Source organism: Sphaerisporangium sp. NPDC049457 (assembly GCF_055586705.1).
This window is the reverse complement of sequence record NZ_JBVJHR010000031.1, coordinates 37592-59874: the sequence shown is the minus strand read 5'-3', so window position 1 is coordinate 59874 and position 22283 is coordinate 37592. Positions and strand designations below refer to the sequence as shown.

Sequence of the window (22283 nt, the reverse complement as noted above, 5' to 3'; positions counted from 1 at the left end):
CTGCCGTGATCGAGGAGATCGGGGCCGCTGCCCGCGGTACCGGCAGGCGGTAAAATCGGATACCGATATCGGTTCCATCACATCCGATGCCGCTCAGAACGGCACGGCAACCCGGGGGGGCAAGTGCGGGAATTCCTCCGCGGTGCGGTGCGGCTGCACATCCTGCACCACGCCGCCGAGCAGGAGATCCACGGCGCGTGGATGACCGAGGAGCTCAAGCGGCACGGCTACGCCATCAGCCCCGGCACGCTGTACCCGACCCTGCACCGCCTGGAAGCCGAAGGACTGCTGGTGTCCGAGCAGCGCACCGTCGCCGGACGCGTGCGCCGGGTCTACCGGGCCACCGACGCCGGCCGCCAAGCACTGGCCGAAGACCGCGCCGCCCTCGCCGAGCTCGCCCGCGAAGTCCTGCCCGGCCAGCAGTAGCCCCACGGCATCGTGGACGAGATCGCGGTTGAACTCGCCGCCCGCGGCGAGCGAGTCATGCTCACCAAAGCCGAACACCAGACCGCCGCAGCACAGATCGTCGCCTGGGGACACGGCCGATGCCATTGGGACTTCTGCCGCCGCCAGGAGATGGCCTGCCGGTTGCCGCGCCCGTCGTCGCGCGGATCTTTCACGAGTTCATCGGCGGGCGGGGCCTCTACGCGATCGCCGAAGAGCTCACCGCCGACGGCATCCCGAGTCCGGCCGCGCACGACCCGGCGCGCCTCCGGCACCCGTCCGGGGTGGCGTGGTCCAAGAGCGCCGTACGGGCGATCATTCTCAACTTCCGCTACACGAGGCGGCAGGTCTGGAACCGGCAGCGTAAGGACGAGGTGCTCATCGACGTCGACGACGTCGGGCTCTGCCACACCACCAAACTTCGCTGGAACTCGGCCGAAGAGCGGGTCTGGTCGGACGAGGTGGTCCACCCGCCGATCATCACCGCCGAGGACTTCGCCGCGGCGAAGGAGACGCTCGCCGGGCGCGGTGGCCGGCAGGCGGGGCGGCGGATCAAGCGCACGGACAACCCGTACGTCTTGCGCGGGCTGCTGTTCTGCGGGCCTGCGAGCGCCGGATGCAGGGGAACTGGGTGAATGAGGCACCTTATTACCGGTGCCGCCACGCTCGACCTCCTCGTACAGGCGCAGAAGATCGACGTGTCGGAGAGCGAGACGCTCGTCGCGGCTCGCCGTCAGGTGGCCGAGTGCGATCGGAAGCTCGCCCAGCATCGCGCCGCCCTGGAGGCCAGCGCCGACCCGGCCGTGGTCGCTCGGTGGATTCGGGAGGAGCAGGCGAGGAAGGTCGCGGCCGAGGCGAGGTTGCGCCGGGCGCCGGCCCGCCGTCGTAGGCTCACGCGGGACGACATGGCCGAGATGATGCACGCGCTCGGCGGGATGGTGCAGCTGCTCGGCCAGGCCGAACCGGTCAGGAAAGCCCGCCTGTACGCCAAGCTCGGCCTGCGGCTGACCTACCACCCGCGCAAAAGAAAAGTCCTGGTCGGCTCTGTGAGCGCCCAGGACCCTATAGGCGAATCGATGGTGTCCGAGGAGAGACACGACCAGTTACCCACACGTCCCTGTCGGTGGAGGGTGTCAGTGGTTCCTCGGGCGTTAGTGAGACGGAGAGGCCTTGGGTGGTTCGGTGAGGGTCTTCCGTCCAGGAATGGGCCAGGTGAGGTCGTGGATCGACATACCTTGTTGGTCGCGATTCAAGCGGGACATCTGGCCCATCTGCCGTTTCTGCTCGTCGGTCATGCCGTGGAAGAGGCCCTTTTCGGTGATGAGGTGGTCTCCGCTCGACGCCTTGGGCCGCTGGACCTCGGGGGCGGGCAGGACAAGGCCGGTGAGGGGTGTGTCCTCGGGGTGATGGTACAGAGACGTGCGCGCTCGCACCGCTGTCTCCTGGTTCATCGCCTTGGCGGCTCTCGTCGTACCGGCTTCGAGGAAGTCGGCACTCTCTCTTATGTTCGCGGGTAGCCGGTTGCGGGGCTGGATGTTCAGGCCGATGCGGCGGCTCAGGGGGATCATGAAGAGGTCCGCGGTTGCCAGCCCGACGCCACTCCACGAGGGATATTCGGGCCCGACCAGGAGCGAGACGGGGTGATCGGAGGTGATGAGCGCCTTGCGGGAGAAACGAATCTGGGTCCAGTGGCAGTCGTAGAAGTAGCGGCTGGTCCTGTCCAGAAGCGAGGTGAGGAGCCTTAGATGGTCCTCGGCGTTCGGAACGAGGTCCGGGCCCTCCGGCTTGGTGAGATCCTGCCATTCTGCGTCGAGTTCTTCCTGTGAGATCGGCCGACCCTCGGCCTTCTCAATGACTTCCCGCAGCGCGTCCTTTCCAGAGACGCCCACGATGAGCTTGATCATCTGCGCGTTCATGTGGCTCTGCTGGGTGCGGATGTCTTCGGATCGCAGGTGCTGCAGCGCGATCCACGTGGAGAGGGCGAACCGGTCATCGCCTGTGATGGGCCATGTCCCTTGAGTGATCAGCCGCAGCGCTTCGGCCGCTGGCGTCTCGACCTCGTTGAAGGCGTGCTCGAACGCATCGGACAAGGTGCCGTCCGGTAGGACGATCGAGTAGAAGTCCTTAATGACCGTGGCATTGTTAATCGACAGGAGATGGTCCCGGTCCCCGGGAAGGGCGACCCTGCGGACCTGGTCGGATTCGTCCGCGAAGCCCTTCAGGTAGAACCGGGAGACCACGTGCTGCCGAACGATGCGCTTTGCCATTGCTCCCTCCGGGTGAGCTGCGTGCTGGCCCGCGAGCCTCGCGGGCTTTGAAACGACGGAACGTTGAGCCGGGCGATGGGTGCTCGCGGGAAGGGGGGTGCCCATCGTCGGGGGGCCGACAGGCACCACTCAACCAACGAACGCTAGGCGGCGACACGCTGGGGTGGGTTGGGTAGTCCGCGCCCGAGCGTCCCGCTGGGGTGGCAGAAGCCGCAGTCGGGCCGGGGCCTGCTGAGGATATGGTCGCGTTCTCCGGCACGGGGGCGGTGGAGGATCCAGGCCGGCGGGCCAATGGATTCGTCGTGAAGGCCGGTCACGGAGTTCATGAAGTGGTTGACGGCTTCGGCGGCGGTGAGGGTGTTGAGGCCGATGACGCTGGCCGCCGGGACTTCGGCGACGTAGCGGGCTACCTGTCGTTCGTGTTCAGGGTGCAAGTCGATGGCCAGGTCGGTCGAGTTGATGAAGCCGGTGCACCACAGGCAGCCCTGTCCGGGCAGGAGGGGTCGGGTCACGGCGTGAATCTGGCCGACGTCTCCGGTGTCGGGGTTCACGGGGATCTTCACACCCATCTGGGTGACGGGGATGAGGTACCGGCTGCCGATCTCGGTGGCGATGTCGCGGGCAGCGGGTCCGTCGGCGGCCAGGAAGATCCAGTCGACGAGAGCGAGCTCGTTCTTCGCGGACGGGCGTTCGACGCGCTCGTTGATGACGGTGAGCTGGATGTCGGGGTTGGCCCTGCGGGCGTTGCGGATGGCCGGTTCAGTCTTGGGCTTTCCGATGTCGGCGAACTCGGCGGCGATCAGGCGGGGCAGGTTCGTCTCGTCGACGAGGTCGTTGTCGATCAGGACGAGGTGGCCGACGCCCAGGCGGGACAGGAGCTCGACGACGACGCTGCCGACCCCGCCGAGGCCCACGACCGCGACCCGCAGACGATTCAGGGTCTCCTGCCCGGCGTCTCCGAACAGCCGGGCCTGCCGGTCGAAGCGGCTGTTCTCGTGTCCGGCGGACTGTCCCGCAGGGTGAGGCCGCAGCCTCAGCAGATTGGAGGTCAAGACGTTGACCTCCGCGAGGGCGGCCCGGGTACCGTCGGGGAACCACAGGTCTCCGGCGGCCGCGTGCGGGGTGAAGACGAGCCCGCCGACGGCCCGCCCGGTGAGCTGGGCGAGAGCGGGATAGCCGCGTTCGTGGGAGTTCAGGTCGACCTCGGAGAAGCCGACCCGGTTCCCGGGGCGATGGTTGTGGACCGAGAGGTACACGAGCCCTTCCCGCTGAGCGCGGTCGGCGGCGTCGCGGACGAACGTCGCGGTGAGGGTGTGGCCTCCCCGGGGGCCGGCCATGTAGTGCTTGCCGTCCCCGGCCAGGAGCAGCTCTCGGACGAGGAGACGCTGTCCGCGGGGGCCGGGCGCGGTTCCCGCCAGGAGGACCGCGCCGTGCCCGCAGCCGTCGGAGAAGAGATGCTCGGACAGGGTGACCCACTGGCGGTGGGTCATGGTGACGGTCCACCCGCTCGCGGGCGGGTTCATCGGTCGCGAAGCCACTTGATGATCCGTTCTGCCTTGTTGGCGGCGTTGTCGACGTCCGGGTTCCAACTGTTCGACCTGCGAGACAGCTGGAGGGCCGGACGCCCCTGGAAATTGCACACGGTGATCGCGTCGCCGAGGTCCGCACCGTCGGAGCGGGTCAGCCGCCCGACGTAGTGCGGGTAGACGTCGGCGCGCGGGTAGGCGGAGCCGATCTGGAAGCCCAGCCAGGTGATGTCGGGCATGTAGAGAGGACCGACCTCGATCTCCTCGACGATGACGTGGGCACCCCCGACGCCGTCCGGGACCACCTCGACCGGCTTGCCGGTGAAGTGCGCCCGAACGGCGTCAATGGCCTCGATGACCTCGGGATTCATCGAGGTCAGGAGTTGTCGTCCGGAGCGACGGCGAGGAACTCCTCGTCGCGGTGGACTCGGATCACCTCGTTGTCGTCGACCTGGACGTAGTGGTTGCCCTGCCGGACCGACAGCGGGAAGTTCGCCTGGATGAGAACCCCCTGCTCGATCGCCTTGAGCTTGACGCCCATGCCGGTCGTCTCGCGGTCCGGCAGCACGACGGCCTGCCCGTTCACCTTGATGTGCACCGGCTCCGGCCGACGGGCGGCCACCTTCTCGACCAACTCGGTCATGTCTTTCCTTTCGAAAACGCTGATGACGCCGGCGTCCGTAGACCCCGAGGCCGGTGTCCTCTCCGGACCCACTTCCCACTCTAGCACCAACCTCATCACCCTAAGGGTGATGAGGTGTTGCGCATGTAGAATTCCGTTCGCGGGACCTGAGGGGAAGGGGCCTTGTAGCATCCACTCGAAGCGGGGGGCGAGCGCGTCATCAGCCGATGGGTGATGGAGAACAGATACGTGGACCGGGAGTACATCGATGAGGAGCTTCGTCGCCTGGCCACTGATCTCGCGTTCCAGCCGGCGGGCTGGAGCGCCCAAGAGGTCTCGGACTTTCGAATCCTGGTCCAGTGCGCGAGGGCGGCTCAGGTCGATACCGACCTACGAAACTCCCGCATGCTCCGCATTCAGCACGATGGCGCCCGTGACTCGAACAAGGCGCGGGCGACTCTAAGCTCCGGACGCGTTATCAACCTGACGTTCAAGAACGCGGAGAGCTACGGCGCCGTGGTCTTCGAGCTCTTGACTCCAGAGATGGAAACCTCGCGATGAGTAACCGTCCACATGACCCGCTACCGATAGCTCAAGTTCCGGTTGGCGAAATTCTCGCGATGGAGCTTGAAGCGAGAGATTGGTCCCAAGCTGATTTTGCTGCGGTTCTAGACCGCCCTACTCAGTTTGTCTCTGAAATCGTCACGGGGAAGAAAGAGATCACCAGGGAGTCGGCGGCTCAAATTGGTGCTGCCCTCGGCCATACGGCAGAGTATTGGCTCAACCTCCAGGACCAGTACCTGCTAGCCGAACAATCTAAGAACGAAAAGACCAGGGTCAAATTGGACGAAGTGCGTCGCCGTGCTCGCCTAAACGAAAAAGGACCCATCCAGCTACTTAGGAAGCGAGGGATTCTGGCTGGAGCGACCCTGGATGAACTTGAGGCTGAGGTCAAGGAACTATTCGAACTAGACTCTCTTGACGATGAGCCTGGATTCGCTGCGGCGGCAAGGCGCACCAATCTTGTCGAGGACATCAGCCTGGTTCAGCGAGCATGGGTCGCCTGTGTAAGGAGAGAAGCTCGCAAGAACCCTCCGAGGAAAAACTACTCGGAAAAGGGTCTGAGGGGCCTCGCTGCTACACTCACGCGAACACTAAAATCGGCCGCTGATTTTGAAGGCTTGCCCGAGCGGTTCGGCTCTGTCGGCGTGCGGTTGGTCTATGTTGAGGCCCTTCCCGGGGCCAAGATGGACGGGTGCGCCATGTTCGTCGATGGTTATCCGGTCATTGGATTGTCCGGTCGAGGAAAGCGGCTCGACAAGGTCCTCTTCACGCTATTGCATGAAATTGCACATATTCTGCTCGAGCATGTCGATTCCGACAGGCTTATCGTCGAAGAGCTTGATGGTGCTCAGGAAGACGAAACGGGCCGGGAGGAAAGCGCTAATAGGGAGGCTGCCAGCTTTGCCTTCCCGGGCGGCTTCCCCAGTATTCCGCCCCGTATCAGTGCGCCGTGGGTCAGCCAGACAGCCGCCGCGCTTGGGGTAGCACGCATTGTGGTCATCGGCCACCTTCAACACCGCCGCCGTCTCGACTGGAGAACAGCGATGGCAAAGAACGCTCCATCAGTGACCGACGTCTTGGAAGGGTGGGACTAGCGATTGGCCTCCTGTCCAGTTTCTCCCGCGCGCTTGATTCTGGCGGCCCCCTCGGGTGGCCGCCGATCATGGCTGGGCGAACGAACTGGACCTTTCGGAGGAGCGGGGGCGGAACGTCCTGGAAGAGTCTGGTCTGGCGTTCCCAGGCGGCGGCGAGGTCCATGAGGAAGAAGTCGTCGTGGTCAGGGGCGATGACTTGGAGGCCGATGGGGAGACCGTCGGAGAAGCCTGCGGGATGGCGAGGGTGGGGGCGTTGATCAGGGCGCCGATGTGGCGACCTCCATCTCTCGATGCCTTCGATGGTCGTGGGCCACTGGGTGGTGGCGTCGAAGGGCATGACCTGGGCGGTGGGGAGGACGACGTAGTCGTAGGTCTGGGAACAGGACGCGGAAGGCCTCATAGAGGCCGCTGCGTTTGAGCGAGTTGGTGTAGACGTCGACGTCGCTGATGGGGCCGTTGCCGTCGGTGCCCTTGGTGAGGCCTTCGTACTCGTAGATCCTTCGGGCTTGATCAGGGCGCGCAGGGGTGAGTCGTAGGCGGTCTTGACCGACATAACGGCGAGCCGGTGGCGGTAGGTGAGCCAGGTCGGCCGAGGTCGGTGTTGCCGTTGAAGCCGTCGGCGGTGGGGAGCGCGTCGAGGGTGGTGACGGTCATGCCGAGGGCGGTGAAGTGCCGAAGCGCGGCCTTGGTGGTGGTCAGGACGGCGGGCTGCATGGGGCGGTAGCCACCGGGGTTGCCGAGCCAGGCGATCTTCTTGCCGCGCAGGCGGGTGTCGCTCAGGTCGGTGAGTTCGGCGGGGTCGTCGGTGTGGGATCGGGGGGCGCGATCGTCGTAGCCGGACATGGTGCGCAGCAGGAGGGCGAGGTCGAGGGCGGTGCAGGCGATGGGGCCGTTGACGCCGCCCTGGTCGACGAAGACCTCGCCGCCTGCGGGGACGCGGCCGAAGGAGGGGCGCAGGCCGAAGACGTTCTTCCAGCTGGGCGGGTTGCGCAGGGAGCCCATGAAGTCCGAGCTGTCGGCGACGGGCACCATGCGCAGGGCGACGGCGACGGCGGCGGCTGGTTCAGCTGCGCGCCCTACCTCGCCAACGAACCCACCCACCACCTCCTCGACATGCTCAACAGCAGCTCCCCGCGCACGCGGGGATGGTCCCGAGTGGCTCAACGGTTCGGTCACCGCGGTCCGGTGCTCCCCGCGCACGCGGGGATGGTCCCACGTCGGGGGCGTGGCAGACGGCCGCCGGGTTGTGCTCCCCGCGCACGCGGGGATGGTCCCAACGCTCGTGAGGGCATCAACACCGTCGCTCAGTGCTCCCCGCGCACGCGGGGATGGTCCCGACCCGCAACTGCACATCCACAACGCGATCCTGTGCTCCCCGCGCACGCGGGATGGTCCCGCCAACATGGGCGCCCGCCGCGTCCGGGAGATGTGCTCCCCGCGCACGCGGGGTGGTCCCACCGCGAGCCACGCCAACGAGGGGTGGCCGGCGTGCTCCCCGCGCACGCGGGGATGGTCCCAGCTTCGCGCCGGGCACGGACAGCCGGGCGAGGTGCTCCTCGCGCACGCGGGGATGGTCCCCTCGAGTGGCTGGTCTGGTCGTTCCGGATGCCGTGCTCTCCGCGCACGCGGGCATGGTCCCGCGATCAAGCAGGGTCTGGGCTACGTCCCGCCGTGCTCCCGCGCACGCGGGGATGGTCCCCGCGACATGGTGACCTGCCCGAAAGCCGGAGCGTGCTCCCCGCGCACGCGGGGATGGTCCCGAAGACGGCGAGGCGAACCTGGACCCTGTCCGGTGCTCCCCGCGCACGCGGGGATGGTCCCGCCGTGACCCCGCCGGTGGCCGAGCTGCTCGTGTGCTCCCCGCGCACGCGGGGATGGTCCCGGTCTCAGTCAATTCGGGATTGACGTCAGGAAGTGCTCCCCGCGCACGCGGGGATGGTCCCGCGACCAAGGAGGTTGCCCTATGAGAAGCATCGTGCTCCCCGCGCACGCGGGGATGGTCCCCGCCGACCGCCGCGACGGCGGTCGGCGTCATGGTGCTCCACGCGCACGCGGGGATGGTCCCGGGTCGGGTGTGTGCCGGGCCTGCATCAGGTCGTGCTCCCCGCGCACGCGGGGATGGTCCCGCCCGGCAGGTCACCGACGCCGAGAACGCGCTGTGCTCCCCGTGCACGCGGGGATGGTCCCTGGCCAAAGCGATCGGCTGCGCCGAAAGCCTCGTGCTCCCCGCGCACGCGGGGATGGTCCCCAGGACTACACCCAGCGAATGCGTGACGACATGTGCTCCCCGCGCACGCGGGGATGGTCCCGACGCGAGCGGAAGGGGACGTGATGGAGGCTGGTGCTCCCCGCGCACGCGGGGATGGTCCCAGTTCGCGCAGTTAGGCGCGGACGCCGTCGTCGTGCTCCCCGTGCACGCGGGGATGGTCCCGATGCCGACAACCGGCCACATCGCCCCACGAAGTGCTCTCCGCGCACGCGGGGATGGTCCCGCTGAGGTGAACCTGTGAACCCTGAGGACTACGTGCTCCCCGCGCACGCGGGGATGGTCCCCGCGGCGTTCAAGACGTCGCCGGCGATGTAGACGGCGGCGGCGTACTCGGTGGTGCGGCTGGTGAGGATCACCTGGTCGCGGCGGGTCAGTGAGTGGTTCAGCGCGGTGATGACCTGAGCACGGGCTGGGGCGGGCAATTCGTCTAAGCCGTCCATGGCGGGCAGGATGTGCCCGTGAGTGGCCAGGGCCATAGGGGTGGCGATGCCGCCGCATTCCTCGGTGCGCAGGGCCAGGTAGTCGGTGGCCAGCCAGGCCGCGAAGAGCTGAGAACGCTGAACGCCCGCTCTCCCCGTGTGGAAGGGTGGTCGCTTGTGTGCGTCTGCGGCCTACGGTACGTCTTCCGTGTTGCCCAGCGTCTCCTGCTCCTTGAAGCGCAGGAGCGCGACATTGGCGATGGAGTGCCGGTTCCTGATGCTGCCGTAGAGGGTAAGAAATGCGTCCTGCTGAGCGAGGGACAGGGGGGATTGTGCGAGCGCCTGCTCCACGGGGTCGGCCGCGTCTGACAGCTCGGAAAGCGCTGTTGCGTGCGTGATGCCGAAGGTTTTCGCGAGGTCTCCTAGCTTGGTGAGGTAGGACTCGCCGTTCTCCCAGAGCGATACCTTCTTCTGGTTCACGCCAACTTTGGCCGCTAACTCCGCTTGAGTCCATCCCTGCTCGGCGCGCTTCATCCTGAGCCACAGGGCTAAATCTTTCACAGGTCCTCCTCGCGAGATGTGGTGGAAGGAGGGACGCTGGCGGTAGGCCGCGGGTTGTCCTCCAGGGGCACTTGTTCGTCGTACCACTCCGGCCGGATCGTCTGGCCGACGCCGGAGGTCCACTCCACGTCCCGCTCCAGGTCGATGTCCATGCCGCACATGCTTGCGTGCCCGGCCGGTCACCCGCCGGAGGACGGCGACTTTTGGTGATCCGCGAGAGATGCGACCTCTACCAGGTCCGTCAGATCCACGTGCCGCATCAGCGCGGCCACGCTCAAGCAGTACGCCAGGACGACTCCGATCGCAACGCCCGGATTCTGTCGGTGGGGACGGCTATGCTGGTGCCGCATTCAGGCCCGATGCCTGATCCACTTCCTGACTCCCAATGGCGGTCTTCCGCCGGGGGTGTCCGCGATGCTCGCTCTAGCCCCGCTTGTTGGGGACGGTGCGGGCGCGGCGACGGAGGTCGGTGACGGACGGGATCCGACACGCGTGCCATCGGTTGATGGGGCGTCGCCGGGAGCTGGAAGCCTCCGAGAGCCGACGGAGGTCCGGGCCTCGCTGTCCTGCCCGGACCAGACCTGGTCCGGCAGCCCGACCCTCGTCGGCGACTGCCGACGTCTTACTCGGAGGTCCCCCTGACCAGCACGAGCCTGCCCCCCGACGACAACCCGTTCCCGGGCGCCGACAAACGCGAGTGGACCAATCACCTGTCGACCGCCCTCGCCGCGGAGATGAACCTGCCGCTGCACATCACCAACGCCATAGCGGCGTACTTCGTCCGCCCCAAGGACATCCTGATCAAGCCGCGAGGTGACAGCCAGCATCGGCTGAGGCCCGAGGCTATTACTTACGAGGGTGGCCTCAAGATCCTTCACGGGGTTGTGCACGGGTTCGCCGGCAGTCCGAGCGAATACAACGAGCGGATCCGCTCGGCCTTCCACTCGCCCGTGCGCCCGGACGCCGACCCCTTCTTGATGCTGCCTGCTCTGGAGACCGGCCACCTCGCTGGGCAGCCCGCTCCGTTCCTCACCACCAGCCCGGTCACGCCGAACCACCTGGCTAGCCTGTTGGAGACGATGGAGAGCGCGCTAGACGAGGCCGACGGAGACCGCGGCTACCGGCTGGCCGAAGATGTCGCCGCTCATGGCCAGCAGACTGTGACGCTGCACGTGACGCTGGTTCGCCGGATCCGCGAGGAGGGTTCCGGCGGTGTGGGAGAGCGGTGGGTCGTGGATCTGATGGCGATCAAGGGAGCGAATCGGTCTCGCGCCCGTCTCATGCTCCACGGCCTCAAAGCCCGGAACAACGTGTTCGGGATCCGGCCGCAGGAGGTGTTGCGCGACAAGAAGGAGCGGAACGAAGCATGGCGCGATGATCCAATCAGCGCCGACCCGTACTACTGGGTTCCGATCTTCGCTGACCTCCTGCGGATGATCTACGCCGACCCTAACCACTCTGAGCACGAGGCCGTGCGGCGGGCCGCGAAGGTGGCCACCGTCCCGTTCCAGCTCGTCATCGGCGCCGACGACCTGACCAGCTTCCACAACACGGTGTTCGACCTCAACCGCATCGACCACCGCCGGCCGCCCCTGGACTACGGCCTCGCAGACAAGGCGGCCTCGGACGTGCGCGCGCTACTGCGCGAGCTGACCGCAGCCGGACGCTTCACCGAAGCCGACCGTGCCTGGCTCGCTGGCGAAGGTCCCGATCCCTCTCCTCGCCCCGGCGAGTCCCTGGTCGACGTCCGGGACCGCCGCGATGTCGCGATCTTCAACGCGGTGTTCCCGGCGGACACCGCCGACCGGATCCGGGTCCGCGAGGTGATCGGCGAGCCTGCGCCGTACGCCACCGGGAGGCGCCACGTTGAGACTCGCACCCGCATGATCTCCGCAGTGATCAGCGACGGCTACGGCCAGCGGTGGAACCCGCGCGTGCTCGACGGGCTGCTGCCCGCCAGCGCCATTAAGAACGGCGGCTTCCACGCCTCCCCGGACAGCTGGTCCACACTGCTGGACCGGGCGGAGAAAGGTGACAGCGACGCCCTGGGCACCTTCCTGGTGACGCGCGGCATCCATTGGCTCGCGGAACACAAGATCGTCGAGGCGGACCGCGGATCCATGGGAGCGCAGACCCATGACGGTGCAAAGGGCGAGGAGCATGCTCCACGGATCCGGCGCGGGGCCGCCAACGTCCGTGCGGCCCTGCTGCTCGCCCCCGTCCGCGCTATCGCCTTCATGCGGGAATTAGCCCACGCTACCAACGCCGGCACCCATCCCCGCCAGATCGACGAGCATGGATACCCGGTCCCGGGCACGGCCGCGACCCGCACCTGGTTCGACGAGGTCTTTCCCAAGACCGCCACGCGGCGTCCCAAAAAGCTCACACCGTCCCCCGACCCAGGCGACACCCCCACTCAGCCCGATCCCACTCCCCAGCAGCTCGGGATCTGGGCACTCACTAACTTCCAGGCGGCCATGACCGAGAGCTTGCCAACGCAGGTCGCCAGGGCCTTCCAGGCAGCCCAGGAGTTGCACGACACGGCGATCGGCGCAGGCCTGCCAGCTTTCCCGGCGAACGTCGCCGACACCGTCATCCCCGCGCTGACCAACGCCCTGAACGCGCTGCGCACCGACGTCAAGAGCCTGAGCACGCTCCTGATTGCCCTGCAGGGAGGCACGGCCGACACCGACGACTTCAACTCCGCTTGCGAGGCTTACCTCAACCAGAAGGCCGACCAGTGACCCCGATCACCTCGCTGCCCGCCGGCCCCGTCCTGACCCGGCCCAAGCTCGCCGCCCTCCCCCTGGCGGCGGGTCGTCACCTCATCGCCCCGCACTTGGCGCTCACCCGCTTCAGCGACTACGAGGTGTTCACCGAGCTCGGCATCATCACCGCCATCTATCTGATCACCGACTCCGACGGCCGTATCCGCTGGCTGGGCCAGGCCAGTCGCGATGACGGCCTCGCCGCCCGCCTCGCCGAACATCACCGCGACCCCGGCAAGCGCGCGGTGTTCGCCACCATCCGCGCGCTGCACCTGCACGACCACACCCCGCCCCGCGTCCTCGACACCATCGAGGGACGCTGTGCCGACCAGCTGCAGCTGCGATCGGTGATGGCGCCCCGCCGCTGGCCAACCTCCCGCGCCTGGCAGCACGAGGTCGCCTGACCCTCGGACATCACCGTGGCCCGCTCAGACCGCCACGAGACGGTCTGAGCGGGGCCCATAGCGGCGTGGGTGCCCCGCTCTCGGTCTGGCCGGCGTCGCCCGCGTGCGCCGGGGGGCGGCGACGAACAAGGGCGTCAGCGTCGTCGGCCTGGTGCTCGGTCTCGTGGCCACGGCGCTGTCAATCTGGGGCGCGGTGACTTCTTCACCGCCATGAGCGACCTTCCCGACAACCTTGACAAGATCGGCACGAAGGCGTCGCAGGACGCCGCGCAGTTCTCCAAGTGCCTGGAGGACGCGAAGGGGGACGTCGAGGCCATGGGAAGTGCAAGCCATAGCCTCGATCCTGGATAGCACTCGGTCCCGTGCAGCGTCACCTGCGCGTGGCCGAGGCGCGCCAGGTGGCTCTACCTGATCAATAGCGGGATGGCGACGCCCGAGACGCGAGATCACGGCAATCGCAAGCGCCGTGACCTGAAGTCGTGTCGCAGTGCGATCAAGCTGCTTGACCGTGGCTTCCAGGTTCCGCGTTGCCAGGATCAGGCAGGCGGCTTGAGCCATCTGCCCGTTTGAGCTGTCCCAGTTGGTTCCGTTCTCGTGCAGGCGGTTGGCGATCGCCTCGACGCTCTCGAGGTCGAGGTAGTACTTCATGTTCATGCTGGACATCTTTGACCAGGCTGTAGCGAAGTGCTCCCCGCGCACGCGGGGATGGTCCCGCGCGGATGCGGTCGGTTTCGCTGTCGACGGTGTGCTCCCCGCGCACGCGGGGATTGTCCCAGGATGGCGATGAGCAGAATCCACAGCATGGCGTGCTCCCCGCGCACGCGGGGATGGTCCCGCGACGCCGAGCGCAAGGCCGCCGAGCGGGACGTGCTCCCCGCACACGCGGGGATGGTCCCGCGGGAAGGTCGGGCTCCGGGCCTTAGAACCGGTGCTCCCCGCGCACGCGGGGATGGTCCCAACACGCCGAACTTCATCACTGGCAGATTGGAGTGCTCCCCGCGCACGCGGGGATGGTCCCGCGACGCCGAGCGCAGGGCCGCCGAGCGAGACGTGCTCCCCGCGCACGCGGGGATGGTCCCTCCTGGAGGCCCGCGAGCGCGCGCAGCTCGACGTGCTCCCCGCGCACGCGGGGATGGTCCCGGTCCTCAGCGGGTTCAGGCCATCCCGAGACCGTGCTCCCCGCGCACGCGGGGATGGTCCCACCGACACCGCGCCGGGCGTCGGCGGCGGCCAGTTCTCCCCGCGCACGCGGGGATGGTCCCTGTCAGGAAACCAGGCTGGTTCTGACCGGCAAGTGCTCCCCGCGCACGCGGGGATGGTCCCGCGCTGGGCTCGCTCGACCGCGGGGGTGACACGCGCACCCGCGGTCGATAGGCAAGATCCTTCCTCCAGGGGGAAGGATCTTGCCTCTCTGGTGTCCGTGTTGGGACATGTTCTCCGGCTCTCGACGTATTGCCGTGAGCTTTGCCCTTTAATGGCCCCCATGCTCAATGACGAGCCGATGTTCGAGCAGTTCGGTGAGGGGTTGTCGTCGGAGGCGTGTTCGGCGTGGGCCAAGCACGATCGGGACTCGGGTGGCTGGTTGCCCCTGTGGCGGCACATGGCCGACAGCGGGGCGGTTGCCGCGTTGCTATGGGATCGATGGCTGCCTTCCCAAGTGCACCGGGTGATCGCCGCGGATCTTCCCGATGGGGTGGAAGACGCGCGTCGGCTTGCGATCTGGCTGGCGACCACTCACGACATCGGCAAGGCCACACCGGCATTCGCCTGTCAGGTGGACGTGCTCGCTGATGGCATGCGAGCGGTGGGGCTGGACATGCCGTCGTACAAGCAGATGCCGGACCGTAAGCTCGGGCCACACGGCCTGGCCGGTCAGGTGCTGCTTCAACAGTGGCTGGTCGAGCGATATGGCTGGGCACGGCCCGCCACGGTGCAGCTCGCGATCATTGCCGGGGGCCACCACGGTGTCCCGCCCGCTTATGAGGACATTCGGCAGCTCAATGTTCACCCAGAGCTGGTGCGTACGCCGAGTTGTGCGTCGCTGTGGCAGTCGGTGCAGTGGGAGATCCTCGACCGCTGCGCGCATGCGTGCGGGGTTCGCGATCGCCTCGCCGATTGGCAGAAGGTCAAGCTCTCACAGCCGGCGCAGGTGCTGCTGACCGGCCTGGTGATCGTCGCCGACTGGATCGCAAGCAATTCGGACCTGTTCCCGTACTTTCCGGATGCTCCCCGTCATGGACACAAGGAACGGGTGGAAGCGGCTTGGCTCGGTCTCGACCTGCCATTGCCCTGGAGAGCGTCGGAGTTTGCGGGGGATGCTTCCGCTCTGTTCGCGTCCCGTTTCTCGTTGCCGCCTGGTGCGCGGATCCGTCCCGTTCAGGAACGGGCGGTGGAGATGGCACGGGTGATGGCTTCTCCGGGCCTGATGGTCATCGAGGCGCCGATGGGCGAGGGGAAGACCGAGGCGGCTCTGGCGGTCGCCGAGATTTTCGCGGCTCGTTCGGGAGCGGGTGGGTGCTTTGTCGCGCTGCCTACGATGGCGACGGGAAATGCGATGTTCCCTCGCATGCTGGGCTGGTTGCGTCGGGTTCTCGACGTCCAGGGCGAGCGTGGGACGAGGTCGGTGTTGCTGGCGCACTCCAAGGCGGCGCTGAATGAGGACTACGCCGGCTTGATACGCGCAGGCCGGCGGGTCGTACGGGGCGTGGAGTCCGACGGCGTGGAGGATCGGTGGGGTCACCGCGGTGACCGCCGGGTCTCGTCGGCCGAGCTTGTGGCGCATCAGTGGCTGCGGGGCAAGAAGAAGGGGATGCTGGCCTCCTTCGTGGTCGGCACGATCGACCAGTTGCTGTTCATGGGGTTGAAGAGCAGGCATCTGGCGCTGCGTCATCTGGCTCTGGCAGGCAAGGTCGTCGTCATCGACGAGGCGCACGCCTACGACACGTACATGAATTCCTACCTGGACCGGGTGCTGTCGTGGCTGGGTGCCTACCGCGTGCCGGTCGTAGTGCTTTCTGCCACGTTGCCGGCGCGACGCCGGCGTGAGCTGGCCGAGGCGTACGCGCGCGCGTCGGCAGAGGACGTGCACTTCGACGATGTGGAACGTGCCGACGGTTATCCGTTGTTGACAGTTGTCGAGCCGGGTCGCCAACCGGTCACCGAGACGGTCAAGTCGTCGGGCCGTGGTGTGGAGGTGCATCTTGAGCAGATACAGGACGACCTGAACGTCCTGGGTGATCGCCTAGCAGAGGAACTCGCGGAAGGCGGGTGCGCACTGGTCGTGCGCAACACCGTGGACCGCGTTCTGGAGACGGCCGAATATCTGCGCGAACGTTTCGGCACCCAGCGGGTCACCGTGGCACACGCTCGCTTTCTCGATTTGGATCGTGTGGAGAAGGACGACGACCTGCTGCGGCGGTTCGGCCCGCCGGACAAGAGTCATGGCGACAGGCCGACGGATCTGCACATCGTCGTGGCCAGTCAGGTGGCCGAGCAGTCCCTCGATATCGACTTTGATCTGCTGGTTTCCGATCTGTGTCCTGTCGATTTGCTGTTGCAGCGGATGGGGCGGCTGCATCGGCATCTGCGAGGGGACGGGCAGTGTGAGCGGCCGCTACGGCTGCGTACGGCTCGCTGTCTGTTGACCGGTGCCGATTGGGAGGCGATCCCGGTTGAGCCGGTACGCGGATCGCGTCGGATCTACCGGATGCACTCATTGCTGCGGTCGGCGGCCGTGCTGGAGCCGTACCTGTCGGGAACGGCCGAGACGGGGCACGCGGTCCGGCTTCCTGAGGACATCAGCCCGCTCGTCCAGCGCGCATACGGGTACGAGCGCATTGGTCCAGAGGAGTGGCAGGAGGCGATGGACCGAGCGTGGGCCGAGCAGGAACGGCACCACGCCGATCAGGTGGATAGGGCCGAGAGGTTCCAGCTCAACGGCGTCGGTAAGGCCGGCCGAGCGCTCGTCGGCTGGCTCGACGCGGGTGTGGGCGACGCCGACGACAGCCGCAAGGGACGAGCGCAAGTTCGCGACAGCATCGAGACCTTGGAGGTGCTGGTCGTCCAGCGACGGGCCGATGGGACGTTGGTGACCATGCCGCACCTGAGCAAGGGACGCGGCGGGCTGCCGCTGCCTACAGACGCGGCGCCGGAACCGCGTCTGGCGAGCATCGTGGCGGCGTCCGGCCTGCGGTTGCCGTTCCAGTTCTCGATTCCGCAGGTCATGGACCGGGCCATTGACGAACTGGAGGCCGAATGCGTTGTGGCCTGGCAGGGCAAGGAGAGTCACTGGCTGGCCGGAGAGTTGATCTTGATGTTCGACGAAAACTGTCGTACTCGGCTGGCAGGCTACGGGCTGTATTACACCGAGCACGATGGGCTGAGGGTGACTCATGTCGAGTGAACCGAACGGGTCCTTCGACCTGACCAGCGTCAAGTGGCTACCGGTGCTGCGCGAGGACGGAACCGGGGATGTACTTTCCTTGAGAGAGGTCTTCGAGCAGGCCGGCAGCCTGCGACGGCTGGTGGGGGACGTCCCCACCCAGGAGTTCGCGCTGTTGAGGTTGCTGCTGGCCGTCCTGCACGATGCGCTCGACGGGCCGGAGGACGTCGAGGCGTGGCAGGAGCTCTGGGATGGTGGGCTGTCTGTCGCGCGCGTCATGGAGTACCTGGACGAGCATCGAGAACGCTTTGATCTGCTCCACCCGCAGACGCCCTTCTTTCAGACTCCTGACCTGCGTACAGCTACGGGGGAGTACACCTCCCTGGATCGCATCGTCGCTGATGTGCCCAACGGGGCAAGGTTCTTCACCATGCGGGCCCACGGCGCCCCGCGGCTCCCCTTTGCCGAGGCCGCCCGCTGGCTGGTGCACGCGCATGCCTTTGACACCTCCGGCATCAAGACCGGTGCTGTGGGCGACCCGCGGGTCAAGGGCGGCAAGGTGTATCCGCAGGGGGTCGCTTGGGCCGGCAACCTCGGCGGAGTGTGCGTCGAGGGCCAGAACCTACGCCAGACGTTGCTGCTCAACCTGATCGCCTTCGACACCGACACCCTTCGTGTCGGTCCTGGTCCTGATCTACCGGCTTGGCGGCGGCCACCGACTGGTGCTGAGCAGATGGACCCGGTTGCCTTGAGCCGCCGTCCGGCCGGGGTGCGTGATCTGTACACCTGGCAATCTCGGCGGGTGCGTTACGTGCACGATGCCGACGGCGTGTACGGGGTCATCCTCGCCTATGGCGATCCTCTGGCACCGTCCAACCGGCATGACCGCGAGCCGATGACCGGCTGGCGGCGCAGCGAGGCGCAGGAGAAGAAACTCGGCCAGGCGCAGGTGTACATGCCGCGCGAGCACGATCCGAGCCGCAGCGCTTGGCGCGGGCTGGGAGCGTTGGTCGCCGGACGTACTCAGTGGAGCGAGCAGCGTGGCGAGGCGGCGCGCATCGTGCGTCCCCGCATCCTGGACTGGGTCGCCCGCACGACCATCGAAGGCGGCCTGCCTGCGGACTTCCTGGTCAGGGCTCGGCTGTTCGGTGCGGTGTACGGCACCCAGCAGTCGGTCATCGATGAGGTGATCGATGATGGGGTGACGATGCCCGTGGTGCTGTTGCATCACCGTGACACCGGCCTGGGGGAAGCCGCGATCGGCGCGGTCAGAGATGCCGAGGACGCGGTGACCGTACTCGGTGATCTCGCCGCCGACCTCGCGCGCGCCGCTGGAACCGAGCCCGGTCCGGTTAAGGACACCGCCCGCCACGTCGGGTTCGCCACCCTCGATGAGCCTTTCCGTCTCTGGCTGGCCGCGCTGCGCTCCAACGATGACCCGCAGGAGCAGCGCGCCAGTTGGCAGATGCAGGTTCGCCACATCGTCCGCCGGTTGGGTGACGACCTCCTACGGGACGCCGGTGATGCCGCCTGGGCAGGCCGGATCGTTGAGACCCGTGACGGCCGGAAGGTGTGGATGAACGACGCACAGGCCAATCGAAGCTTCGGCGCCCGGCTGAACAAAGCCCTGCCCTCGGCCGCGATGAACGGAACCTCGGACGAGCCGCAGCACGACGAGAAGGAACAGCATCAGGTGGAGGTACGGGCATGACGTCGATCCCTCCGGCGACTGAACGCCGGCCGGTCGCCGAGGTGATCGGCGAGATCACCGGGGCGTACATCACCGAGCTGCAGCGCGGCTACCTTCAAGACCGATCGGCTGCGGTCGCGGCACTGGCTCAGCTCAGGCGGGGAGCCGGCAGGATTCCCGAGGACATGCCCGAGCTTTGGGGCGTGACCGGGACCGAGCACCTGTTCACCAGTGATGAGGTGCCCGAGCGTGAGCGGGAAAGGGCCGAGGCGGCTCACTTCCTGGCGGTGACGCTCTATGCACTGCACCAGCAGTCACGGCCCGAGAAGGCCATGCACCGGCGGCACCGTGACGCCCAACTCGGGGCCGCGGTGCGCCAGTTGATGCCCAATGACGCGATCGACGAGGCGATCCGGCGCCGGTTCGTACGTGTGGGAACCGCCTCTACCCACGACGCGCTCGCTGGTCGTCTGCGCGAGATCGTCTCACTGCTCCGAGGCAAGTCGATTCCGCTCGACTACGCGCTCCTGGCAGGACAGCTCTACCAAGCTCAACTCCCGGATGGAATGCACAAGGTACGCCAGAGCTGGGGCCGCAGCTTCCACGCGTACCGACCCAATACCCCCGCCACAGCCGGTGACGCCGGATCTCCCGATAAGGACGTGTGATGACCCGTACTCGTACGATCCTCGAAATCCACGCGCTGCAGACCGTCCCACCCAGCTGCCTGAACCGCGACGACACCGGTTCCCCGAAGAGCGCCACCTACGGCGGCGTGCCGCGAGCGCGCGTCTCCAGCCAGGCATGGAAGCGAGCTACACGGCGTGACTTTCATGACCTGCTGGATCCGAGTGAACTCGGCGTCCGCACCCGCAAGGTCGCCGAGCTGCTGGCCGAGCGCATCACCCGCTTGGACGGCTCGATCGAGCAAGCGCAGGCCTGGGCGCTGGCCGCCGAAACGATCCAGACCGCGACCGGCTCCAAGATCGAGCCGCCCAAGCGCAAGGCGGACACCGCCAAGGACAAGTCGGCCCCGGCGCCGGAGTCCAAGTACCTCATGTTCCTGAGCGCCCACCAGCTGGACGGGTTGGCCGAGCTCGCCGTCAAGGCTCACGGCTCCGGCAAGGACTTCTATAAGGACAAGGCCACCAAAGACCTGGCCAAGCAACTCGCCAACAGCCGCCACTCGGTCGACATCGCCCTGTTCGGACGCATGGTCGCGGACGGCGCGGACATCAACGTCGACGCCGCCGCGCAGGTCGCCCACGCCATCAGCGTGCACCGGGCGGAGAACGAGTCCGACTACTACACCGCCGTGGACGACTACAAGACGCGCGAGACCGACGACCTGGGCGCCGGCATGATCGGCACTGTCGACTTCAACTCCGCCACCCTTTACCGCTACGCGGCCGTGGACATCGACCTGCTCCGCCGGAACCTTGGCAAAGGCCTCCGCGAGGACGAGCCGCTCACTGAGCCCGTCCGGCGAGCCGCCGAGGCGTTCGTCCAGTGCTTTCTGACCTCGCTGCCCACCGGAAAGATCAACACCTTCGGCAACCACACACTTCCGGAAGCGGTGGTGGTGAAGCTGCGGTCCACGCGGCCGATCAACATCGTAGGAGCGTTCGAGGAGCCATGCCGCACCGACCCGCACGTCGGCGGGTACATGCGTGAGGCCTGCGAACGACTGGCCGATTACATTCCCGACATCGAGCGGGCGTACGGCGTCTCTACGGACACGCCCTGCTGGGTTTTGCGAGTAGGCAAGAACACTGGGGCGCTGTCCGGCATCGGGACCGAGCTGCCGTTGCGAGAGTTGGTGACGGCCATCGGTGAGGAGATCGCGCGGCGGCAGGAGGGCGCATGAGCGTCCTGATGCTTCAGCTCGCCGGGCCGTTGCAATCTTGGGGGGCATCATCACGCTTCGCCCGACGCACCACCGAGCCGGTTCCCACCAAGAGCGGAGTGATCGGGCTGCTGGCCGCCGCTCAGGGACGCCCCCGCACGGACGACCTGTGTGGTCTGCTCGATCTGCGTTTCGGTGTCCGGGTCGACCAGCCCGGTACGCCGCTGCGCGACTTCCAGACCGCCCACCGGTTCACCACCGATGAGGCGATGCCGGTGTCAGAGCGCTACTATCTGGCCGACGCCGTCTTCGTGGCCGCCGTCGAAAGCCCTGACAGCGATCTGATCCAGGATCTGCATCGGGCTGTGCGTGAGCCGCGTTTCCTGCCATACCTAGGCCGCCGATCCTGCCCGCCCGCGCGGCCAGTGGATCTCGGCGTTCACCACGACCGCACTCTGAGCGAGGCACTGCAGCAGGAGCCGTGGCGGGCGGCCCCCTGGTACCAGCGCCGTCGCCGCCACGAGGCCGCGGTCAACCTGACGATCGTCGAAGAGGCCACACCGGCAACCGGGCCAGTGGACACCGTGCGAGACCAGCCCATCAGCTTCGACCCGCAGCACCGCCGGTACGCGCTGCGCGGCGTACACACCAGACCATGGACCGTGGACAACCCCGCATACCGTGCCGCACGAGTTGCGGTCCCCGACCACGACCCGACGTCAGTCCTGGGAGACGCGTGATGCACCTGACCCGATTCCGGTTCAACACCGCGCGCATCGGCGCCCGTCGAGTGCTGTCCTCCCCTCAGATACTGCACGCCGCGGTGATGTCCTCCTTCGCTGAGATTCCCCAGCCTGGTGAGGACGGTGCGCGCGTCCTGTGGCGGATAGACCGCAACAGCAAGGCTGAGACCTACCTCTACCTGGTCAGCCCGGACAAACCCGATCTCACTCACCTGGTGGAGCAAGCCGGCTGGCCTCAGACAGGCGGCTGGCAAACATACGACTACGAGTCGTTTCTGTCGCGGCTGACCACTGGGCAGCAGTGGACATTCCGGCTCACCGCCAATCCTGTGCATACCGCGCGACGCAAAGATGACGAGCCCACCAAGCTGACCGCACACGTCGGCTTGCGCCATCAACGCGACTGGCTGCTGAAGCGTCAGGAACTGGCCGGCTTCGAAGTGGTGGAGAAACCGCTGGACCGGCGCCTAGCCCCACACGATGAGCACGAGCTCATCGTGCACGATCGGCGCCAGCTCACCTTCGGCAAGAGCGGTCAGCAGCAGCGGGTGACCCTGGTCACGGTGACCTACGACGGGCGCCTGAAGATCACCGATGCTGACGCGTTCCGACGTACCCTCGTCTGCGGCCTGGGCAAGGCCAAAGCATACGGCTGTGGGCTCATGACCTTGGCCGAGGCGTGAGT

General features: G+C 67.1%; 21 protein-coding genes and 2 CRISPR repeat arrays. Of the genes, 12 read left to right on the top strand and 9 right to left on the bottom strand.

Going from position 1 to position 22283, the window contains the following annotated elements; translation table 11 throughout:
• Positions 1 to 123: 123 nt before the first annotated feature.
• Both ACZ6QO_RS35935 and ACZ6QO_RS35930 read left to right on the top strand, forming a co-directional pair.
• The gene (locus ACZ6QO_RS35935; RefSeq protein ID WP_182909364.1) at positions 124 to 426 is read left to right on the top strand and encodes an Rv3488 family transcriptional regulator; all 303 of its coding nucleotides are present in this window, start codon (positions 124 to 126) and stop codon (positions 424 to 426) included.
• 119 nt (positions 427 to 545) lie between these two features.
• On the top strand, positions 546 to 1079 hold the full coding sequence (locus ACZ6QO_RS35930; RefSeq protein WP_465857667.1) for a recombinase family protein: 534 nt from the start codon (positions 546 to 548) through the stop codon (positions 1077 to 1079).
• 98 nt (positions 1080 to 1177) lie between these two features.
• On the opposite strand, the gene ACZ6QO_RS35925 is transcribed toward ACZ6QO_RS35930, so the two are convergent.
• The 5 genes from ACZ6QO_RS35925 to ACZ6QO_RS35905 all read right to left on the bottom strand — a co-directional run bounded on the left by ACZ6QO_RS35925 (position 1178) and on the right by ACZ6QO_RS35905 (position 4880).
• Positions 1178 to 1351: a hypothetical protein gene (locus ACZ6QO_RS35925; protein ID WP_465857666.1), complete on the bottom strand. Its 174-nt coding sequence runs from the start codon at positions 1349 to 1351 to the stop codon at positions 1178 to 1180.
• Between the two features lie 244 nt (positions 1352 to 1595).
• Positions 1596 to 2711: a DUF4238 domain-containing protein gene (locus ACZ6QO_RS35920; protein WP_465857664.1), complete on the bottom strand. Its 1116-nt coding sequence runs from the start codon at positions 2709 to 2711 to the stop codon at positions 1596 to 1598.
• Positions 2712 to 2854: 143 nt separating this feature from the next.
• The gene (locus ACZ6QO_RS35915) at positions 2855 to 4249 is read right to left on the bottom strand and encodes a ThiF family adenylyltransferase (RefSeq protein WP_465857663.1); all 1395 of its coding nucleotides are present in this window, start codon (positions 4247 to 4249) and stop codon (positions 2855 to 2857) included.
• Complete coding sequence (locus tag ACZ6QO_RS35910; protein ID WP_465857661.1) at positions 4231 to 4608, bottom strand: hypothetical protein; 378 nt, start codon at positions 4606 to 4608, stop codon at positions 4231 to 4233. Before ACZ6QO_RS35910 ends, ACZ6QO_RS35915 begins: the two co-directional genes overlap by 19 nt.
• A 5-nt stretch (positions 4609 to 4613) precedes the next feature.
• The gene (locus ACZ6QO_RS35905; RefSeq protein ID WP_465857659.1) at positions 4614 to 4880 is read right to left on the bottom strand and encodes a hypothetical protein; all 267 of its coding nucleotides are present in this window, start codon (positions 4878 to 4880) and stop codon (positions 4614 to 4616) included.
• A 228-nt stretch (positions 4881 to 5108) separates the two neighbouring features.
• On the opposite strand from ACZ6QO_RS35905, the gene ACZ6QO_RS35900 reads away from it, so the two are divergent.
• Both ACZ6QO_RS35900 and ACZ6QO_RS35895 read left to right on the top strand, forming a co-directional pair.
• Entirely contained in the window at positions 5109 to 5420 is a 312-nt protein-coding gene (locus tag ACZ6QO_RS35900) for a hypothetical protein (protein WP_465857658.1), read from the top strand.
• A gap of 59 nt (positions 5421 to 5479) precedes the next feature.
• Complete coding sequence (locus ACZ6QO_RS35895) at positions 5480 to 6517, top strand: hypothetical protein (RefSeq protein ID WP_465857656.1); 1038 nt, start codon at positions 5480 to 5482, stop codon at positions 6515 to 6517.
• Between the two features lie 510 nt (positions 6518 to 7027).
• On the opposite strand, the gene ACZ6QO_RS35890 is transcribed toward ACZ6QO_RS35895, so the two are convergent.
• The 3 genes from ACZ6QO_RS35890 to ACZ6QO_RS35880 all read right to left on the bottom strand — a co-directional run bounded on the left by ACZ6QO_RS35890 (position 7028) and on the right by ACZ6QO_RS35880 (position 9918).
• Positions 7028 to 7618 carry an amidase family protein gene (locus ACZ6QO_RS35890; RefSeq protein ID WP_465857654.1) on the bottom strand — a complete coding sequence of 197 codons (591 nt, stop codon included), beginning with the start codon at positions 7616 to 7618 and terminating at the stop codon, positions 7028 to 7030.
• Positions 7619 to 8247: 629 nt separating this feature from the next.
• Positions 8248 to 9070: direct repeats of the CRISPR family, unit length 29 nt; unit sequence GTGCTCCCCGCGCACGCGGGGATGGTCCC.
• A 327-nt stretch (positions 9071 to 9397) separates the two neighbouring features.
• Positions 9398 to 9766 (bottom strand): helix-turn-helix transcriptional regulator, encoded by a 369-nt coding sequence (locus ACZ6QO_RS35885; RefSeq protein WP_465857652.1) that lies wholly within the window; start codon positions 9764 to 9766, stop codon positions 9398 to 9400.
• Positions 9763 to 9918 (bottom strand): hypothetical protein, encoded by a 156-nt coding sequence (locus ACZ6QO_RS35880; RefSeq protein WP_465857650.1) that lies wholly within the window; start codon positions 9916 to 9918, stop codon positions 9763 to 9765. Before ACZ6QO_RS35880 ends, ACZ6QO_RS35885 begins: the two co-directional genes overlap by 4 nt.
• Before the next feature lie 582 nt (positions 9919 to 10500).
• On the opposite strand from ACZ6QO_RS35880, the gene ACZ6QO_RS35875 reads away from it, so the two are divergent.
• Positions 10501 to 12510: a hypothetical protein gene (locus ACZ6QO_RS35875; RefSeq protein ID WP_465857648.1), complete on the top strand. Its 2010-nt coding sequence runs from the start codon at positions 10501 to 10503 to the stop codon at positions 12508 to 12510.
• Positions 12507 to 12938 carry a GIY-YIG nuclease family protein gene (locus tag ACZ6QO_RS35870; RefSeq protein WP_465857646.1) on the top strand — a complete coding sequence of 144 codons (432 nt, stop codon included), beginning with the start codon at positions 12507 to 12509 and terminating at the stop codon, positions 12936 to 12938. The genes ACZ6QO_RS35875 and ACZ6QO_RS35870 overlap by 4 nt, the downstream gene beginning before the upstream one ends.
• A gap of 24 nt (positions 12939 to 12962) precedes the next feature.
• Here ACZ6QO_RS35870 and ACZ6QO_RS35865 read toward each other — a convergent pair whose 3' ends face one another.
• Entirely contained in the window at positions 12963 to 13592 is a 630-nt protein-coding gene (locus ACZ6QO_RS35865; RefSeq protein WP_465857645.1) for a hypothetical protein, read from the bottom strand.
• A gap of 30 nt (positions 13593 to 13622) precedes the next feature.
• A CRISPR array of direct repeats spans positions 13623 to 14261; the repeat unit is 29 nt; unit sequence GTGCTCCCCGCGCACGCGGGGATGGTCCC.
• Between the two features lie 160 nt (positions 14262 to 14421).
• Here ACZ6QO_RS35865 and cas3 point away from each other — a divergent pair.
• From cas3 to cas6e, 6 genes are read left to right on the top strand one after another with little or no spacing between them, the layout of a single operon-like run.
• Entirely contained in the window at positions 14422 to 17340 is a 2919-nt protein-coding gene (cas3, locus tag ACZ6QO_RS35860; protein ID WP_465857643.1) for a CRISPR-associated helicase Cas3', read from the top strand.
• Positions 17330 to 19030 (top strand): type I-E CRISPR-associated protein Cse1/CasA, encoded by a 1701-nt coding sequence (gene casA, locus ACZ6QO_RS35855; protein WP_465857641.1) that lies wholly within the window; start codon positions 17330 to 17332, stop codon positions 19028 to 19030. Before cas3 ends, casA begins: the two co-directional genes overlap by 11 nt.
• Positions 19027 to 19677 (top strand): type I-E CRISPR-associated protein Cse2/CasB, encoded by a 651-nt coding sequence (casB, locus tag ACZ6QO_RS35850; RefSeq protein WP_465857640.1) that lies wholly within the window; start codon positions 19027 to 19029, stop codon positions 19675 to 19677. The genes casA and casB overlap by 4 nt, the downstream gene beginning before the upstream one ends.
• Complete coding sequence (cas7e, locus tag ACZ6QO_RS35845) at positions 19677 to 20876, top strand: type I-E CRISPR-associated protein Cas7/Cse4/CasC (protein WP_465857638.1); 1200 nt, start codon at positions 19677 to 19679, stop codon at positions 20874 to 20876. Before casB ends, cas7e begins: the two co-directional genes overlap by 1 nt.
• Positions 20873 to 21595, top strand: coding sequence for a type I-E CRISPR-associated protein Cas5/CasD (cas5e, locus tag ACZ6QO_RS35840; RefSeq protein WP_465857636.1), 723 nt, complete (start codon positions 20873 to 20875; stop codon positions 21593 to 21595). The genes cas7e and cas5e overlap by 4 nt, the downstream gene beginning before the upstream one ends.
• Entirely contained in the window at positions 21595 to 22281 is a 687-nt protein-coding gene (cas6e, locus tag ACZ6QO_RS35835) for a type I-E CRISPR-associated protein Cas6/Cse3/CasE (protein ID WP_465857634.1), read from the top strand. Before cas5e ends, cas6e begins: the two co-directional genes overlap by 1 nt.
• Positions 22282 to 22283 lie beyond the last annotated feature (2 nt).

Excerpts from the sequence above, each read along its gene's own strand:
- ACZ6QO_RS35925 (WP_465857666.1), bottom strand. The coding sequence starts at position 1,351 with ATGTCGTCCCGCGTGAGCCTACGACGGCGGGCCGGCGCCCGGCGCAAC.
- ACZ6QO_RS35895 (WP_465857656.1), top strand. The coding sequence starts at position 5,480 with ATGGAGCTTGAAGCGAGAGATTGGTCCCAAGCTGATTTTGCTGCGGTT.
- ACZ6QO_RS35880 (WP_465857650.1), bottom strand. The coding sequence starts at position 9,918 with ATGGACATCGACCTGGAGCGGGACGTGGAGTGGACCTCCGGCGTCGGC.
- ACZ6QO_RS35865 (WP_465857645.1), bottom strand. The coding sequence starts at position 13,592 with ATGAACATGAAGTACTACCTCGACCTCGAGAGCGTCGAGGCGATCGCC.
- ACZ6QO_RS35930 (WP_465857667.1), top strand. The coding sequence starts at position 546 with ATGCCATTGGGACTTCTGCCGCCGCCAGGAGATGGCCTGCCGGTTGCC.
- ACZ6QO_RS35875 (WP_465857648.1), top strand. The coding sequence starts at position 10,501 with ATGAACCTGCCGCTGCACATCACCAACGCCATAGCGGCGTACTTCGTC.
- ACZ6QO_RS35920 (WP_465857664.1), bottom strand. The coding sequence starts at position 2,711 with ATGGCAAAGCGCATCGTTCGGCAGCACGTGGTCTCCCGGTTCTACCTG.
- cas3 (WP_465857643.1), top strand. The coding sequence starts at position 14,422 with ATGCTCAATGACGAGCCGATGTTCGAGCAGTTCGGTGAGGGGTTGTCG.
- casB (WP_465857640.1), top strand. The coding sequence starts at position 19,027 with ATGACGTCGATCCCTCCGGCGACTGAACGCCGGCCGGTCGCCGAGGTG.
- ACZ6QO_RS35905 (WP_465857659.1), bottom strand. The coding sequence starts at position 4,880 with ATGACCGAGTTGGTCGAGAAGGTGGCCGCCCGTCGGCCGGAGCCGGTG.
- cas6e (WP_465857634.1), top strand. The coding sequence starts at position 21,595 with ATGCACCTGACCCGATTCCGGTTCAACACCGCGCGCATCGGCGCCCGT.
- casA (WP_465857641.1), top strand. The coding sequence starts at position 17,330 with ATGTCGAGTGAACCGAACGGGTCCTTCGACCTGACCAGCGTCAAGTGG.
- cas7e (WP_465857638.1), top strand. The coding sequence starts at position 19,677 with ATGACCCGTACTCGTACGATCCTCGAAATCCACGCGCTGCAGACCGTC.
- ACZ6QO_RS35910 (WP_465857661.1), bottom strand. The coding sequence starts at position 4,608 with ATGAATCCCGAGGTCATCGAGGCCATTGACGCCGTTCGGGCGCACTTC.
- cas5e (WP_465857636.1), top strand. The coding sequence starts at position 20,873 with ATGAGCGTCCTGATGCTTCAGCTCGCCGGGCCGTTGCAATCTTGGGGG.